At 68.6% G+C, this 15,159-nt stretch carries 14 protein-coding genes and 2 pseudogenes; 10 read left to right on the top strand and 6 right to left on the bottom strand.

Going from position 1 to position 15,159, the window contains the following annotated elements; translation table 11 throughout:
* Positions 1-158 precede the first annotated feature (158 nt).
* Positions 159-974, bottom strand: coding sequence for a serine hydrolase domain-containing protein (locus RMT89_RS21725; RefSeq protein WP_315885418.1), 816 nt, complete (start codon positions 972-974; stop codon positions 159-161).
* Between the two features lie 289 nt (positions 975-1,263).
* On the opposite strand from RMT89_RS21725, the gene RMT89_RS21730 reads away from it, so the two are divergent.
* Together RMT89_RS21730 and RMT89_RS21735 are read left to right on the top strand one after the other, a co-directional pair.
* Positions 1,264-1,731, top strand: a complete 468-nt coding sequence (locus tag RMT89_RS21730; protein WP_315885419.1) for a MerR family transcriptional regulator — start codon at positions 1,264-1,266, stop codon at positions 1,729-1,731.
* Positions 1,728-2,747 carry an aldo/keto reductase gene (locus RMT89_RS21735; RefSeq protein ID WP_315885420.1) on the top strand — a complete coding sequence of 340 codons (1,020 nt, stop codon included), beginning with the start codon at positions 1,728-1,730 and terminating at the stop codon, positions 2,745-2,747. Before RMT89_RS21730 ends, RMT89_RS21735 begins: the two co-directional genes overlap by 4 nt.
* 69 nt (positions 2,748-2,816) lie before the next feature.
* On the opposite strand, the gene RMT89_RS21740 is transcribed toward RMT89_RS21735, so the two are convergent.
* The 3 genes and pseudogenes from RMT89_RS21740 to RMT89_RS21750 form a co-directional block, all read right to left on the bottom strand.
* Positions 2,817-3,671, bottom strand: a complete 855-nt coding sequence (locus tag RMT89_RS21740; protein ID WP_315885498.1) for a DUF4429 domain-containing protein — start codon at positions 3,669-3,671, stop codon at positions 2,817-2,819.
* Between the two features lie 57 nt (positions 3,672-3,728).
* A complete protein-coding gene (locus RMT89_RS21745) occupies positions 3,729-4,946 on the bottom strand; it encodes an alpha/beta hydrolase (RefSeq protein WP_315885421.1) in 1,218 nt (405 codons plus the stop codon).
* Positions 4,947-5,000: 54 nt separating this feature from the next.
* Positions 5,001-5,260: pseudogene (locus RMT89_RS21750) on the bottom strand (TetR family transcriptional regulator); the annotation flags it as partial.
* A gap of 1 nt (position 5,261) precedes the next feature.
* Here RMT89_RS21750 and RMT89_RS21755 point away from each other — a divergent pair.
* Both RMT89_RS21755 and RMT89_RS21760 read left to right on the top strand, forming a co-directional pair.
* Positions 5,262-5,920, top strand: a pseudogene (locus tag RMT89_RS21755) (MFS transporter); the annotation flags it as partial.
* Between the two features lie 284 nt (positions 5,921-6,204).
* The gene (locus RMT89_RS21760; protein ID WP_315885422.1) at positions 6,205-6,510 is read left to right on the top strand and encodes a small hydrophobic protein; all 306 of its coding nucleotides are present in this window, start codon (positions 6,205-6,207) and stop codon (positions 6,508-6,510) included.
* 192 nt (positions 6,511-6,702) lie between these two features.
* On the opposite strand, the gene RMT89_RS21765 is transcribed toward RMT89_RS21760, so the two are convergent.
* Together RMT89_RS21765 and aceE are read right to left on the bottom strand one after the other, a co-directional pair.
* Positions 6,703-7,434: an ion channel gene (locus RMT89_RS21765; RefSeq protein WP_315885423.1), complete on the bottom strand. Its 732-nt coding sequence runs from the start codon at positions 7,432-7,434 to the stop codon at positions 6,703-6,705.
* Between the two features lie 75 nt (positions 7,435-7,509).
* Positions 7,510-10,257 carry a pyruvate dehydrogenase (acetyl-transferring), homodimeric type gene (aceE, locus tag RMT89_RS21770; protein ID WP_315885424.1) on the bottom strand — a complete coding sequence of 916 codons (2,748 nt, stop codon included), beginning with the start codon at positions 10,255-10,257 and terminating at the stop codon, positions 7,510-7,512.
* Positions 10,258-10,630: 373 nt separating this feature from the next.
* Between aceE and RMT89_RS21775 the strand changes: the two genes are divergently transcribed.
* The 6 genes from RMT89_RS21775 (at position 10,631) to RMT89_RS21800 (ending at position 15,158) form a co-directional block, all read left to right on the top strand.
* Positions 10,631-11,071, top strand: a complete 441-nt coding sequence (locus RMT89_RS21775; RefSeq protein WP_250078557.1) for a DUF3052 domain-containing protein — start codon at positions 10,631-10,633, stop codon at positions 11,069-11,071.
* Positions 11,072-11,188: 117 nt separating this feature from the next.
* Positions 11,189-11,647, top strand: a complete 459-nt coding sequence (locus RMT89_RS21780; protein WP_315885425.1) for a peroxiredoxin — start codon at positions 11,189-11,191, stop codon at positions 11,645-11,647.
* A 113-nt stretch (positions 11,648-11,760) separates the two neighbouring features.
* Positions 11,761-12,336, top strand: coding sequence for a calcium homeostasis/redox stress adaptation protein (locus tag RMT89_RS21785; RefSeq protein ID WP_315885426.1), 576 nt, complete (start codon positions 11,761-11,763; stop codon positions 12,334-12,336).
* Between the two features lie 147 nt (positions 12,337-12,483).
* Entirely contained in the window at positions 12,484-13,059 is a 576-nt protein-coding gene (locus RMT89_RS21790; protein ID WP_315885427.1) for a TerD family protein, read from the top strand.
* Between the two features lie 125 nt (positions 13,060-13,184).
* Positions 13,185-14,330: a DUF475 domain-containing protein gene (locus RMT89_RS21795; RefSeq protein ID WP_315885428.1), complete on the top strand. Its 1,146-nt coding sequence runs from the start codon at positions 13,185-13,187 to the stop codon at positions 14,328-14,330.
* 87 nt (positions 14,331-14,417) lie between these two features.
* Complete coding sequence (locus tag RMT89_RS21800; RefSeq protein ID WP_315885429.1) at positions 14,418-15,158, top strand: Tellurium resistance; 741 nt, start codon at positions 14,418-14,420, stop codon at positions 15,156-15,158.
* Position 15,159: the final 1 nt, after the last annotated feature.

Here is a 15,159-nt window from a genome sequence, read left to right on the forward strand (position 1 = left end):
CGTTCGGCGACCCCGGCTCCAACGACAGCGCGTTCGGCGACCCCGGCTCCAACGACAGCGCGTTCGGCGACCCCGGCTCCAACGACAGCGCGTTCGGCGACCCCGGCGACACCATCAACCGCGACTGCGAGCGCCGGTTCCCGTCGTCCTAGGGGCGGCTATCGGCGCAGTTCGGCCAGCACCGCGTCGGTGAACACCGGCCACACCTCGACCGCCCAGGGTCCGAACGCCCGGTCCGTGAGCGCGACGCACGCGGCTCCCGCGGACGGGTCGATCCACAGGAACGTGCCGGACTGGCCGAAGTGACCGAAGGTGCCCTGCGAGGACGAAGACCCCGTCCAGTGCGGGGACTTGGAGTCCCGGATCTCGAAGCCGAGCCCCCAGTCGTTCGGGCTCTGGTGGCCGTACCCCGGCAGGACACCCTTCGTGCCGGGGTACTGGACCGTCATCGCCTCCGCGACCGTACGCGGGTCGAGGAGCCGCGGTGCCTGGACCTCCGCCGCGAAGCGCACCAGGTCGTCCACCGTCGAGACGCCGTCCTTCGCCGGAGAGCCCTCCAGGGACGTCGACGTCATCCCCAGCGGCTCCAGCACCGCCTGCCGCAGGTACTCCGCGAACGGGATGTCCGTGGCCTTCGCGATGTGGTCCCCGAGCTGTTCGAAGCCGGCGTTGGAGTACAGCCGCCGCTCCCCGGGAGGCGCCGTCACCCGGTGCTCGTCGAAGGCCAGGCCCGAGGTGTGGGCGAGCAGATGACGGACCGTCGAGCCGGCCGGGCCCGCCGGTTCGTCGAGCTCGACCGCCCCCTCCTCGTACGCGACCAGCGCGGCGTAGGCCGCCAGCGGCTTGGTGACCGAGGCGAGCGGGAAGCGTCGGTCGACGGGACCGCGGGTGCCGAGTACCGTCCCGTCGGCGCGCACGACACCCGCCGCGGCGGTGGACACCGGCCAGTTCTCGATCAAGGCGAGGCTCTTCATGGCACGAGCCTAAAGGTGCTCAGAGCTTGAGCCGCAGGAAGGGGTCCGACGTACGGGAGAAGCCCAGCGACGTGCACGGAGAGCGGTTTCGGCAACGCCCTCAAGGGGTTCGACGGCATGGCCGGGCAGCTCCAGCGGAGGGTTTGGCGCCGTGCGAAGTCCCCGTCCGCCCTGGCACGGCGTACGACACTCTTGGCCCGCACGCTGATCACCCGGGCCCCGCCAGGTCTTGCCGATTTCTCACGCCGCGCTTGCTTGGAGTGCACTCCAAGGTCATAGCGTTGAGGCCATGACGGTGATGGAGACCACGGGAACCAGGACCCACACCTGCGCGGGGCCGCCGCCGCAGGCCGACCGGCGCCCCGATGGCCAGGACAGCTACACGATCAGCGAGGTCGCCGCCTTCACCGGCCTGACCGCGCACACCCTGCGCTGGTACGAGCGCATCGGTCTGATGCCGCACATCGACCGCTCGCACACCGGCCAGCGCCGCTACAGCAACCGCGACCTGGACTGGCTCGACCTCGTCGGCAAGCTCCGGCTCACCGGCATGCCGGTCGCCGACATGGTCCGGTACGCCGAGCTGGTGCGCGAGGGCGACCACACCTACGGCGCACGCTACGAACTGCTGGAGGAGACCCGCCAAGACGTCCTGGCCCGGATCGCGGAACTCCAGGACACGCTCGCCGTGCTCGACCGCAAGATCGCTTTCTACGGCGACGCCGGGCTCGCCCTGGCGTCGGAGAGGCCCCGATGACCGAGAACAGCACGATCGCGACCGCACGACTTGGCGAGACCGGCCCCGAGACGGGGGTGCAGGGCCTCGGCTGCATGGGCATGAGCTTCGCCTACGGCCCCTCGGACGCGAAGGAGTCCAGGGCCACCCTGGAGCGGGCGCTGGAACTGGGCGTCACCCTGTACGACACGGCGGACGCCTACGGCGCCGGCGAGAACGAACGCTTTCTGTCCCCCTTCTTCAAGGCCCACCGCGATGAGGTCGTCATCGCGACCAAGTTCGCGCTGGCGATCCCGCCGGACGACCCGGCGCGGCGGATCATCCGCAATGACGCGCCCTACGTCCGCCAGGCCGTCGAGGCGAGCCTGAAGCGCCTGGACGTCGAGGCGATCGACCTCTACTACATGCACCGCCGGGATGTGAACGTCCCCATCGAGGAGACCGTCGGCGTCATGGCCGAGCTGGTCCGCGAGGGCAAGGCCAGGCATCTGGGCCTGAGCGAGGTCACCGCCGCCGAGCTGCGCGCCGCGCACGCCGTGCACCCGATCGCCGCCGTGCAGTCGGAGTGGTCGCTGTTCAGCCGGGACATCGAGGCGCAGGTGGTACCCGCGGCCCGGGACCTGGGTGTGGCGCTGGTGCCGTACTCCCCGCTCGGCCGCGGCTTCCTCGCGGGCTCCTTCGGCTCCGCGGACAAGGACCTCACGGCCGACGACTTCCGCCGCCAGCAGCCCCGTTTCACGGGCGAGAACGCCACGGCGAACGCGGCCCTCCTGGCCCCGATCCACCAGATCGCCGAATCCCACGGCGCCTCCCTGGCGCAGATCGCCCTGGCCTGGGTCCAGCAACAGGCCCAGGTCCACACCCTCCCGGTCATCCCGATCCCGGGCACCCGCAAGCCGACGAGGGTGGAGGAGAACACGGCGGCGACAAGGATCAAACTGACGGACGAGCAACTGGCGTTGCTGGAGCCGATCGCCGGTCAGGTGGCAGGCGACCGCTACGCGGACATGACGTTCACGTCCGCAGGCAGGGAGTAGGCCAACCCACCCAGGGGCGCGGGGAACTGCGCGACCAGCCCCCACCGGCCGGCAGCCGACAACGCGCCCCTACAGCTCCGCCAACAACTCCGCCTTCTTGGAGGAGAACTCCTCATCAGTCACCAGCCCCGCCTGATGCAGTTCCCCAAGATGACGGATTCGCTCGGCAATATCCGCAGGATCCCGGCGCGGCGCAGCCGCAGCCGGGACAGCGGCCACACCCGCGGAGCGAACCGCCGCCAACACCGCCGCGGCGAACGGCAGTGACTCGTGCACCGGCCCGTACCCCAGCCCGAACACCACGGCCGCCGGATCCTGGTCCACCTGCGGCGGGGACGTCTCGCCACGCCGCACCAGCCGTAGATGCCCCTCGAAGACCTCGGGGGAGCGCCACTCGACCCCGCTCAGGTCGCCGATCGCGAAGGACTGGTCCCCGGCCTTCCACTTCGCCGAGGACGCGCCGGTCCAGAACCAGCGGAACGCGACCGTCCGCCCGTCGAAGGACGCCTTCCCGTCGTACGCCTTGAAGGACCGCGGTCCGTCCGGCGGCGCCACCAGGAAACGATCCGCCGGCCCCGACTCGGTCAGCTGTGCCCGCAGTTCGTCGGCGTAGTACTCGGCGAGCGTCTCCCGCTCGGCCGGCAGCACCAGACGATAGGGATCGCACCCCTCCTTCAGCTGCCCGTCGGCCGCCTCCATGAGTGGATCGGCGCCGGGCCGCGGCTCGGCCCGCAGCACCACGGTCCCGCGTTTGCCGGGCGTGAGCGTCACCGCGGAGAGTGCCGCCAGCGGCACCCGGCGCTCCCCGAGCGCCTGCAGCAGCTTGGGTGTTCGAATCCCCCGTTCGTAACGGATGAGCACGGAGTCGGACTCGAACTCCCAGGCGGCATGAAATCCGGCCAGTACGTCACCCATGCGGCTCATCGTATGCGGCACGAGCTCCTCCGTCGCCTCCCCGCGCAGACCGTAGTTCCTGCGCCTCTACGCGCGTCCGACCGGCGTGGTGCCGGACAAACCCTCCCGACAGGCTTCGTCATCTCCCGCGCACCGCACCGAGTCGTACGCGCCAACCCCGATCTCCGCGAAGTTGCGCACACTGTCCGTGCCGGGCTCGAAGTACCCGCTGTGCCCCTCGGCATCCCGCGCCGACAGCACCCGCGCCCCGAACGCCGAGGACACCGGATCGGCGCCGTGGCCGAGCCCGCCGAGCTCCAGGTACGGCACGTCCTGCACCCAGTCGTCTGCGTCCCGCATCGCCCACACCCGGGCGGACGTGCCCAGATGGGACGCCTTCGCGACCCGCATGCCGGGGCTGCCCGCCACCGCGATGTCGGCCACTCGGCCGGGCAGCGTGGGCGCGGCGACCCCGCAGACGACCGAGCCGTAGCTGTGGCAGAACAGCGACACCGGCGCGCTGCCGGGCAGCGCCCGCACCAGCGCGTTCAGCCGTACGGCACCGGCCTCGGCGCGGGTCGCGGTGGCCGAGTCGAGGCCGAGGCCGCCGGGCGCGGTGTAGTCGGCCCAGGCGATCACGGCCGTACGCGTCGACGGGTCCGCCGTGCGCTCGGCCGCGTACAGCGACTGCGCCATGCCGACCGGCGCCGAGTACTTGCGGTAGGTGCGCTGGAAGGTGAGCACATTGGTGTCGACGCCGGGGACGACCACGGAGACCCGCTCGGCCCGGCCGAGGTCGCCGAAGACCTCGGCGACCCGTCCCGAGCCCGCCGGATCGAAGGCGAGGATGTGCCGCCCGGGGCTCATCAGCGCCGCGTAGCGCTGCATACGACGGCCGGCCTCGCGCTGTCCCGCGGGCGAGAGGCGGTTGTCGTGCATGCGTTTGCGCTCGGCCTTGCGGGCCTGCAACAGCGCGATGTGGTTGGCGCGGTAGCGCAGTTCGACCGGGGCGCCGTTCATGTTGCCGACCGCGAGCGGATAGCGGCGCGCCAGGGCGGAGCGCTGGTCAGCGGTGAGCGAGGTGAAGAAACGGGCCAGCCGGGCCGGGGCGGAGTCCGGGTCGGGCAGCTCGCGGCCGGCGACCCGGCCGTGCTCCCAGGCGGAGAGCGAGAACTGCAGTGCGGGCGTCGCGCGCTGGTTGCGCAGCGCGGTCCAGCCGGTGGTCGCCAGCATGACGAACACCACGGCCAGCGCGAGCAGAGCGCGCCAGACGTTCAGTTGCGGGGATGTGTCGAAGGAAGTCACTGGGAGGACACACTAGGAGAACGAACGAGTCTCGCGTTAAACGAGTGACGGGGATCACGTTTCGCGCCAGTTCTCGGCCAGTGCGGGCCCCACCTGTTCGCGATAGGCGATGGTCAGTTCCCGGATGCCCCCAGGCTGAAGTCCTCGCCCATGCTCCACTGCCGCTCGGTGACCCGCATCACCCCGCCGAAGACCGCCACCGCGAGCCGCGGCCGCGGATCGGCGTCGACATCGAGCCCCTCCCGCTCGGCGAGCACCCGCGCGATCCGCTCCTCGGTCCCCGCCTGCCGCCGCAGATGCGCGGCGAGCAGCGCGATGAGCCCGATCGACGCCGGTCTCCACCTCCTCCCCCTCACCGGAATGATGATCGTCGGCTCCCCGCTGGCGGGGCGATGATCACCAAGCTGGGCCCGCGGGTGCCGCTGGCGGGCGGTATGGCGCTCACCGCGATCGCCATGTACGGCATGTCCACGCTGGAGGCGGACACGAGCAGCGGCCTGATGTCCCTCTGGTTCGCCCTGCTGGGCCTCGGCCTGGCGCCGGTCATGGTCGGCGCCACGGAGGTCATCGTCGGCAACGCCCCGATGGAGCTCTCCGGCGTCGCGGGCGGCCTCCAGCAGGCCGCGATGCAGATCGGCGGCAGCCTCGGTACGGCCGTGCTGGGCGCCGTGATGGCCTCCAAGGTCGACAGCGATCTCGCCGGGAACTGGACGGACGCGGGGCTTCCGCAGCTGACCGCGGCCCAGGAGGCGCGGGCCTCCGAGGCGGTGCAGGTGGGTGTGGCGCCGGTGGCTCCGGGGACGCCGGACGCGGTCGCCGTGAAGATCACGGATGTCGCGCACGAAACCTTCATCTCCGGGATGAGCCTTGCTTCGCTGGTCGCCGCGGGTGTGGCGGCGGTGGCCGTCGCGGTCGCGTTCCTGACCAAGCGGGGGGAGAACGCGGAGGCCGGAGCGGGGGCCGCGCACATCTGAAACGGGCCCTGTCGGCAAGGGGTTTGAGGTGTATTTCCCCTATCAGGGTGACAAAGCTAAAGATTCCTCGTCCTCGGCCCGCGCCGCGGGTCACAGTGGGTCAGGCCCTCCGTACGGCATGTTCCTCGGGCAAGTTCGTACGGCAAGGAGGGTGACCGGTGCTGCGGCGCGCTGCCGGAGGGGGACAGCGCGCCGGCAGTCCGGTGGAGTAGACGCGGGGGATGGGGTACTCGCCCCGGGAACCGAATCCAACGAATCGACGGTTCCCGGGAGTTGAGTCCACCATGGCGGGCTTCGGACATGGAACGCGCAGGCACCCCCGTACACGTGGCCGGACGTGGTCACGGTCCGGGCCGGACCGCGCGACACTCGGCATCATCGGAACCATCTGCGCGGTGGCGGGCTTCTTCGTCCTGGGCATCATCCTGGGCCCCCTCGCCATCGTCTGCGGCTGGCTGGCCATGAACCGAACCTGGTCCGGCGCCCGCCCGGTCCCGGCACTGATAGCGGTGGTGCTGGGCGCGATAGACACACTCCTGGCCCTGATCTGGCTGGCGGGCACGGCGACGCCGGGCGGCGGCTTGCTCTGACAACCTTCAAAACTCCGGACGGGCTGAGAATGCCCGGAGCTTGAAAGCGCAGGTCCGCAAAATCCAGCCCCTCCGGCGTTTGAGGAGCCCCGCCCCAGGGGGCTGAGCCCCCTGGGGCGGGGTTGAAGGGGCGGCAGCCCCTGGAGGACGGGACGGGTAGGGGCGGCGGGGGCGAAAAACGAAGGCCCAAACTCACGGCGCCCGTTCCGACAGCGCCGCGACCTCCGCCCGCAGCTGACGTACCTCCTCCGTCAGCAACTGGATCGCCGCCGTCTGCCGACGCTCCTCCACGTCGTCCACCTCGAACCGCGCGATGAACCACGCCGCGATGTTCGCCGTCACCACACCGAGCAGTGCGATCCCGGACAGCATCAGACCCACCGCGAGTATCCGGCCCAGACCAGTTGTCGGCGCATGGTCCCCGTACCCCACGGTCGTCATCGTCGTGAAGGACCACCACACCGCGTCACCCAGCGTCTTGATGTTCCCATTCGGCGAGTCCCGCTCCACGGACAGCACCGCCAGCGAGCCGAACATCAGCAGCCCGACGACCGAGCCGACGACGTACGTCGTCAGCCGGACCTGCGAGGCCATCCGCGCCCGCCGGCCGACGAGCATCAGCGTCGAGACCAACCGCAGCAGCCGCAACGGCTGAATCAGCGGCAGCATCGCCGCGCACAGGTCCATCCAGTGCCGCCGTACGAACTCCGCCCGGCGTTCGGCCAGTCCCAGCCGGATCAGATAGTCGGCCGCGAAGGCCGCCCACACCACCCACTCGATCACCGTGCAGGCACGGGTCAACGCCCTGCTCGCCGAAGTGTCCACGATCGGCACGGCGTAGGCCACGGCGAACAGCACCGCCAGCGCCATCAGCGGCCGTTGAGTGCGCTGTTCCCAACGGACCTGCGCGGGTATCTGCTTCATGCCCGCATCGTAGGAAAGGCCGGAGGGCCGGGAGTCAGATGCCCCTCGACCCTCCAGCCGCCCACGAGCGGAGCTCTACGCGTCGCCTCCCGCGGCCCCCGGATCCGCCGCCGAGACATCCAGCAACTGGTACCGGTCGATCGCCTGCTTCAGCGCCGAACGGTCCACCTTCCCCTCCTTCGCCAGCTCCGTCAGCACGGCCACCACGATCGACTGGGCGTCGATGTGGAAGAAGCGACGGGCCGCGCCCCGGGTGTCCGCGAAGCCGAAGCCGTCGGCGCCCAGCGACTGGTACGTCCCCGGCACCCACCGCGCGATCTGGTCCGGAACCGACCGCATCCAGTCGGAAACGGCCACGAACGGCCCCTCCGCGCCGGCCAGTTTGCGCGTCACATACGGCACCCGCTGCTCCTCCTCGGGATGCAGCAGATTGTGCTCCTCGCACGCCACGGCCTCGCGCCGCAGCTCGTTCCAGGAGGTCGCCGACCAGACGTCCGCCTTGACGTTCCACTCCTCGGCGAGGATCCGCTGCGCCTCGACGGCCCACGGCACCGCGACACCGGACGCCATGATCTGCGCCGGGACCGAGCCCGACGTGCCCTCGCTGAAGCGGTAGACGCCCTTGAGGATGCCCTCGACGTCCACGTTCTCCGGCTCGGCCGGGTGCTGGATCGGCTCGTTGTAGACGGTGAGGTAGTAGAAGACGTCCTCGCCCGGCCTGCCGTCCGCCGTCGGGCCGTACATCCGCCGCAGACCGTCCTGCACGATGTGCGCGATCTCGAACGCGAAGGCCGGGTCGTACGACACGCAGCCCGGGTTCGTCGACGCCAGCAACTGCGAGTGGCCGTCGGCGTGCTGGAGACCCTCACCGGTCAGGGTCGTGCGGCCGGCGGTCGCACCGAGCACAAAGCCGCGCGAAAGCTGGTCCGCCATCTGCCAGAGCTGGTCGCCGGTCCGCTGGAAACCGAACATCGAGTAGAAGACGTAGACCGGGATCAGCGGCTCGCCGTGCGTGGCGTACGCCGAACCCGCCGCGATCAGCGAGGCCGTGCAGCCGGCCTCCGAGATGCCGTCGTGCAGCATCTGCCCGTTCGGCGCCTCCTTGTAGGCCAGCAGCAGATCGCGGTCCACCGCCTCGTACTGCTGCCCGAGCGGGTTGTAGATCTTCGCACTCGGGAAGAAGGAGTCCATGCCGAACGTGCGGTACTCGTCCGGCGCGATCAGCACGAACCGCTTGCCGATCTCCTTGTCCCGCATGAGGTCCTTGAGGAGCCGGACAAAGGCCATGGTCGTCGCGATGGACTGCTGGCCCGAGCCCTTCTTCACGGTCGCGTACGTCTTGTCCTCGGGCAGCCGCAGCGGCTTCGCGCGCACGACGCGGGTTGGGACGTACCCGCCGAGCGCGTTGCGGCGGTCGTGCATGTACTGGATCTCCTCGGTGTCCCGCCCGGGGTGGTAGTACGGCGGCGCGCCGGACTCCAGCTCCTTGTCGGAGATCGGCAGATGCAGGCGGTCACGGAAGCGCTTGAGGTCGTCGACCGTCAGCTTCTTCATCTGGTGCGTGGCGTTGCGGCCCTCGAAGTTCGGACCCAGCGTCCAGCCCTTGATCGTCTTGGCCAGGATCACCGTCGGCTGGCCCTTGTGCGCCTTGGCCGCCGAGAAGGCCGCGAAGATCTTCTTGTGGTCGTGACCGCCGCGGCCCAGGTGCAGGATCTGGTCGTCGGTCATGCCCTCGACCATCGCGCGCAGCCGGTGGTCGTCCCCGAAGAAGTGGTCGCGGATGTACGCGCCGGTCTCGGTGGCGTACGTCTGGAACTGCCCGTCCGGGGTCGTGTTCATCTTGTTGACCAGCACGCCGTCCCGGTCCTGGGCCAGCAGCGGGTCCCAGGTGCGGTCCCAGACCAGCTTGATCACGTTCCAGCCGGCACCCCGGAAGATCGACTCCAGTTCCTGGATGATCTTGCCGTTGCCGCGCACCGGGCCGTCGAGCCGCTGCAGGTTGCAGTTCACGACGAAGGTCAGGTTGTCCAGGCCCTCGCGCGCGGCGATGGACAGCTGGCCGAGCGACTCCGGCTCGTCCATCTCGCCGTCCCCGAGGAACGCCCACACCTGCGACTTGGAGGTGTCCGCGATCCCGCGCGCCTCCATATAGCGGTTCATCCGCGCCTGGTAGATCGCGCCGATCGGGCCGAGGCCCATCGACACGGTCGGGAACTCCCAGAAGTCCGGCATCAGCCGCGGATGCGGGTACGAGGACAGCCCGTACGGCGCCTTCGACTTCTCCTGGCGGAACGCGTCCAGGTTCTGCTCGCTGAGCCGGTCCAGCAGGAAGGCGCGGGCGTAGATGCCCGGCGAGGCATGTCCCTGGAAGAAGACCTGGTCGCCGCCGTCGCCCTCGTCCTTGCCCCGGAAGAAGTGGTTGAAGCCCACGTCGTACAGGGACGCGGAGGAGGCGAAGGTGGCGATGTGGCCGCCCACACCGATGCCGGGGCGCTGGGCCCGGGACACCATGACCGCGGCGTTCCAGCGGGTCGCGTTCAGGATCTTGCGCTCGATCTCCTCGTTGCCGGGGAAGAACGGCTCGTCCTTGGTCGCGATCGTGTTGACGTAGTCCGTGCTGCGCATCTCGGGCACGGCCACACGCTTCTCGCGGGCCCGCTCGATCAGCCGGAGCATCAGGTAGCGGGCCCGCTCGCGGCCGCGCTCGTCCACAGCGGCGTCGAGGGAGTCGAGCCACTCCTGGGTTTCCTCGGGATCGAAGTCAGGAACCTGACTCGGAAGGCCGCCAATGATGATCGGGTTGCGATCGGATCCGGAAGCCACGCTGGTCCTTACCTGTCAGAGGGCTGGTTTTCGGGCTTGCTTCGGGGCTTGTTTCTGGGGTTTTGCTCTGTCTGCGCCGATCCCCATCGTGTACCTCGGGACGGCAAACGTCATCTCTACTGCGAGGTAATCCAAGCCTGGTCCCACCGGAGGGTTCCCAAAAGCGCAAAGGGGGCAGAACGGTGTGGCGTGTGTCACCTTGGAGTGTGGCGGCATGGCGGGAATCGCGGTGACACAGCCCGGAACGTCACCGTTTCGGCGGTCTGGACGGCCGGGTACTTGCGCGATCCGCCCCGCCCGTGTGGACTACGGCCAATGCTTCGCGCACGCGCGTGGCTGAGTTATTCCCGAAGACATGATCAGGAGGCAACCCGTGAGCGCGACCGCGGACCACGCGGAGGAGCGGACGAACCCTGCCGTCAGGCTGGGGTTCCAGCCCGAGCAGGTGGTCCAGGAGATCGGCTACGACGAGGACGTAGACCAGGAACTCCGCGAGGCCATTGAGGAAGTCATCGGCAGCGATCTCGTGGACGAGGACTACGACGACGTCGCCGATGCCGTGGTGCTGTGGTTCCGCGACGAGGACGGCGACCTGACAGATGCGCTGGTGGATGCCACCACGTACATCGAGGAGGGCGGCTCGATCCTGCTGCTGACGCCGAAGACCGGACGCGACGGCTACGTAGAGCCGAGCGACATCTCCGAGGCCTCGACGACGGCCGGACTGTCCGCGTCCAAGAGCGTCAGCGTCGGCAAGGACTGGAGCGGCAGCCGGCTGGTGACGCCGAAGGCGGCCAAGTCCACGAAGAAGTAATCCTCCATCGAACACCGGACGGGCCGGCTTCGGTCGGCCCGTCCGCGTGCCCTTCGTGATCTCTGCGTAGGGTGGTCCCGACCACCCGAACAGCCCCACCGAAGGGACAAGCCAGAAATGGCCATCCAGGTCGGCGAAAAGGCCCCCGACTTCGAGCTCAAGGACAACCACGGCAAGACCGTGAGGCTGTCCGACTTCCGCGGTCACAAGAACGTGGTGCTGCTCTTCTACCCGTTCGCCTTCACCGGTGTGTGCACCGGCGAGCTGTGCGAGCTGCGGGACAACCTGCCGAAGTTCGCGGACCGCGACACGCAGCTGCTCGCCGTCTCCAACGACTCCGTCCCCACCCTGCGCGTCTTCGCCGAGCAGGAGGGCCTTGAGTACCCCCTGCTGAGCGACTTCTGGCCGCACGGCGAGGTCTCCCGCGCCTACGGTGTCTTCGCCGAGGACAAGGGCTGCGCGCTGCGCGGCACCTTCGTCATCGACAAGGAGGGCGTCGTCCGCTGGACCGTCGTCAACGGTCTGCCGGACGCCCGTGACCTGAACGAGTACGTCAAGGCGCTCGACATCCTGTGATTCTCGGGTACCAAGGCCTGCAAGCCACGGGAACCCGTTACTAGGATCGACTCGTTGATCCGGTATCAAACGCATGGCGGGGCTCCCCGCCCCTGGACATCAATGGAGGACTCGTGGGAGTCAGCCTCAGCAAGGGCGGCAACGTATCTCTGAGCAAGGAGGCGCCCGGTCTGACCGCTGTCATCATCGGTCTCGGATGGGACATCCGGACCACGACCGGCACGGACTTCGACCTGGACGCGAGCGCGCTGCTGCTCAACAACTCGGGCAAGGTCGCGAGCGACGCGCACTTCATCTTCTTCAACAACCTCAAGAGCCCGGACGGCTCCGTCGAGCACACCGGTGACAACCTCACCGGTGAGGGCGAGGGCGACGACGAGCAGATCAAGGTCAACCTCGCCGGCGTCCCCGCCGACGTGGAGAAGATCGTCTTCCCGGTGTCGATCTACGACGCCGAGAACCGTCAGCAGTCCTTCGGCCAGGTCCGCAACGCGTTCATCCGCGTCGTGAACCAGGCGGGCGGCACGGAGATCGCCCGCTACGACCTCAGCGAGGACGCCTCCACCGAGACCGCCATGGTCTTCGGTGAGCTCTACCGCCACGGCGCCGAGTGGAAGTTCCGCGCCATCGGCCAGGGCTACGCCTCGGGTCTGCGCGGCATCGCGCAGGACTTCGGCGTGAACGTCTGAGCCAAGCAGTAACCGCGCTCCAACCGCCCGGCGTCGCACGGTTTGCGTGCGGCGCCGGACGCGCAGGGAAACAACCAAAGAAGGATGACCGGGCCCGCGGCCCAGGAATGAGCCGAAAGACAGGCCCTATAGGGGAGGACCAGCATCATGGGCGTCACGCTCGCCAAGGGGGGCAATGTCTCCCTCTCCAAGGCCGCACCGAACCTCACCCAGGTGTTGGTCGGGCTCGGCTGGGACGCGCGCTCCACCACCGGAGCCCCCTTCGACCTCGACGCCAGCGCGCTGATGTGCACCGGCGGACGGGTGATGGGCGACGAGTGGTTCGTGTTCTACAACCAGCTCAAGAGCCCGGACGGCTCCGTGGAGCACACCGGCGACAACCTCACCGGTGAGGGCGACGGCGACGACGAGTCGCTCCTGATCGACCTCTCCAAGGTGCCCGCCCAGTGCGACAAGATCGTCTTTCCGGTCTCGATCCATATGGCCGACGAGCGGGGCCAGACCTTCGGACAGGTCAGCAACGCGTTCATCCGCGTGGTGAACCAGGCCGACGGCCAGGAGCTCGCCCGCTACGACCTCAGTGAGGACGCCTCCACCGAGACGGCGATGATCTTCGGCGAGGTCTATCGCTACCAGGGAGAATGGAAGTTCCGGGCGGTGGGCCAGGGGTACGCGTCCGGACTGCGGGGCATCGCACTGGACTTCGGGGTCAACGTCTCGTAACGCGATATGAGCAAAAGCCGGGCCAGGGTGGGGTGCGGAGGGGGGCCGACTAGACTTCGGCTTCAAAAGTTCGTAAAGCCGAGTACGGCGCGGGGGAGACCCGTACATACAGGATTGGGTAGCCAGTGGTTCTGAAAACCTTCGGCTGGTCGTTCGCGGTCACCGCGCTCGGCCTCGTCGCAGCGGTCCTCATCGGGGGGTGGACCGCCTTCGGCATCGTGGCGATCCTCTCCATCCTTGAGATCTCGCTGTCCTTCGACAACGCAGTGGTCAACGCCGGAATCCTGAAGAAGATGTCTGCCTTCTGGCAGAAGATCTTCCTGACGATCGGCATTCTGATCGCTGTCTTCGGTATGCGGCTGGTCTTTCCTGTCGTCATCGTCGCCATCAGTGCCCAGATGGGGCCCATCGAGGCGGTCGAGCTCGCGATCAGTGACAAGGACCGTTACGAGCAGCTCGTCACCGACGCTCACCCGTCGATCGCGGCCTTCGGTGGCATGTTCCTGCTGATGATCTTCCTTGACTTCATCTTCGAGGACCGTGACATCAAGTGGCTCGGCTGGCTGGAGCGGCCCCTGGCCAAGCTCGGCAAGGTCGACATGCTGTCGGTCTGCATCGCGCTGATTGTCCTGATGATCAGCTCCATGACCTTCGCGGCCAACGCCCTCCAGCACGGTGGCGCGCAGGTCGACAAGGCGCAGACGGTGCTGCTCTCCGGTGTCGCCGGCCTGATCACCTACATGATCGTCGGCGGTCTCTCCGGCTACTTCGAGGACAAGCTGGAGGAAGAAGAGGAGCGCGAGCACGAGGCGGAGGAAGCGGCGGAGCGCACGGGCAAGCCACGCTCGGCGGTCGTCCTGGCCGGCAAGGCCGCGTTCTTCATGTTCCTCTACCTTGAGGTCCTGGACGCGTCCTTCTCCTTCGACGGTGTCATCGGCGCCTTCGCCATCACCAACGACATCGTCCTGATGGCCCTCGGCCTCGGCATCGGCGCCATGTACGTCCGGTCGCTCACGGTCTACCTGGTCCGCCAGGGCACCCTCGACGACTACGTCTACCTGGAGCACGGCGCGCACTACGCGATCGGCGCCCTCGCCGCGATCCTGCTGATCACCATCCAGTACGAGATCAGCGAGCTCATCACCGGTTCCATCGGTGTCATCCTGATCGGCTGGTCCTTCCTCTCCTCCGTCCGCCGCAACCGCGCGCTGGCGGCTGCGGAGGGAAAAGCGTCGGCCTCGGACAAGACTGAGGTCTCGTCCGGGGTGTGACAGCCTGCTGAGTGAGGAACGCTTCTGTGCGGGGCGGCCGGGCCTCTGGCCGCCCCGCCGGTATTTTCACTGCGTGTGGGGGCGGGAATGGGCCTGTTTGACGGGCTGCTGTGGAGTGGACGTGCCGCCCAGTTCGACTCGGGCAGCGCGGCGAGCAACGCGATCGAGCTGACCAAACGGCATGGCCAGGTCTCCCTCACCAAGCAGGGCGCGGCCACCGGGCATCTGCGGATCAATCTGAACTGGCGGATGCGCAGCTCCGACATAGGCGGGCCGCAGCGGGAGAGTCTGCTGCGGCATCCGTTCAAGGCGCTCAAGCCGCCTGAGGTCGTCGGGCACAGCCAGAGCATGGTCAACGTCGACCTCGACCTCGGGTGCCTGTACGAGCTGACCGACGGCTCCAAGGGCGTCGTCCAGCCGCTGGGCGGCTTCCTCGGGGACGTCAACGCGCCGCCGTACGTCAAGCTCAGCGGGGACGACCGGTTCGGGTCGGCCTCCGGGGAGACGATGTACGTCAACCTCGATCAGCGCGAGAACATCAAGCGGCTGCTGGTCTTTGTGTACATCTACGACCAGACGCCGGCCTTCGACCGTACCCAGGCGATGGTCACGCTCTTTCCGAGCAACGGGCCGCGGATCGAGATCGGTCTCGACGAGCGGCATCCGCAGGCGCGGTCCTGCGCGGTGGTGATGATCGAGAACGTGAAGGGGGAGATCTTCGTCCGGCGCGAGGTCAAGTTCGTGTACGGCTTCCAGGCCGAGCTCGACCGGTTGTACGGGTGGGGGCTCCAGTGGGGGCGGGGGTTCAAGGCGAAGTCGGAGCGGTGAC

Source organism: Streptomyces sp. P17, assembly GCF_032436805.1.
In the GTDB taxonomy this organism is placed as follows: Bacteria; Actinomycetota; Actinomycetes; order Streptomycetales; family Streptomycetaceae; genus Streptomyces.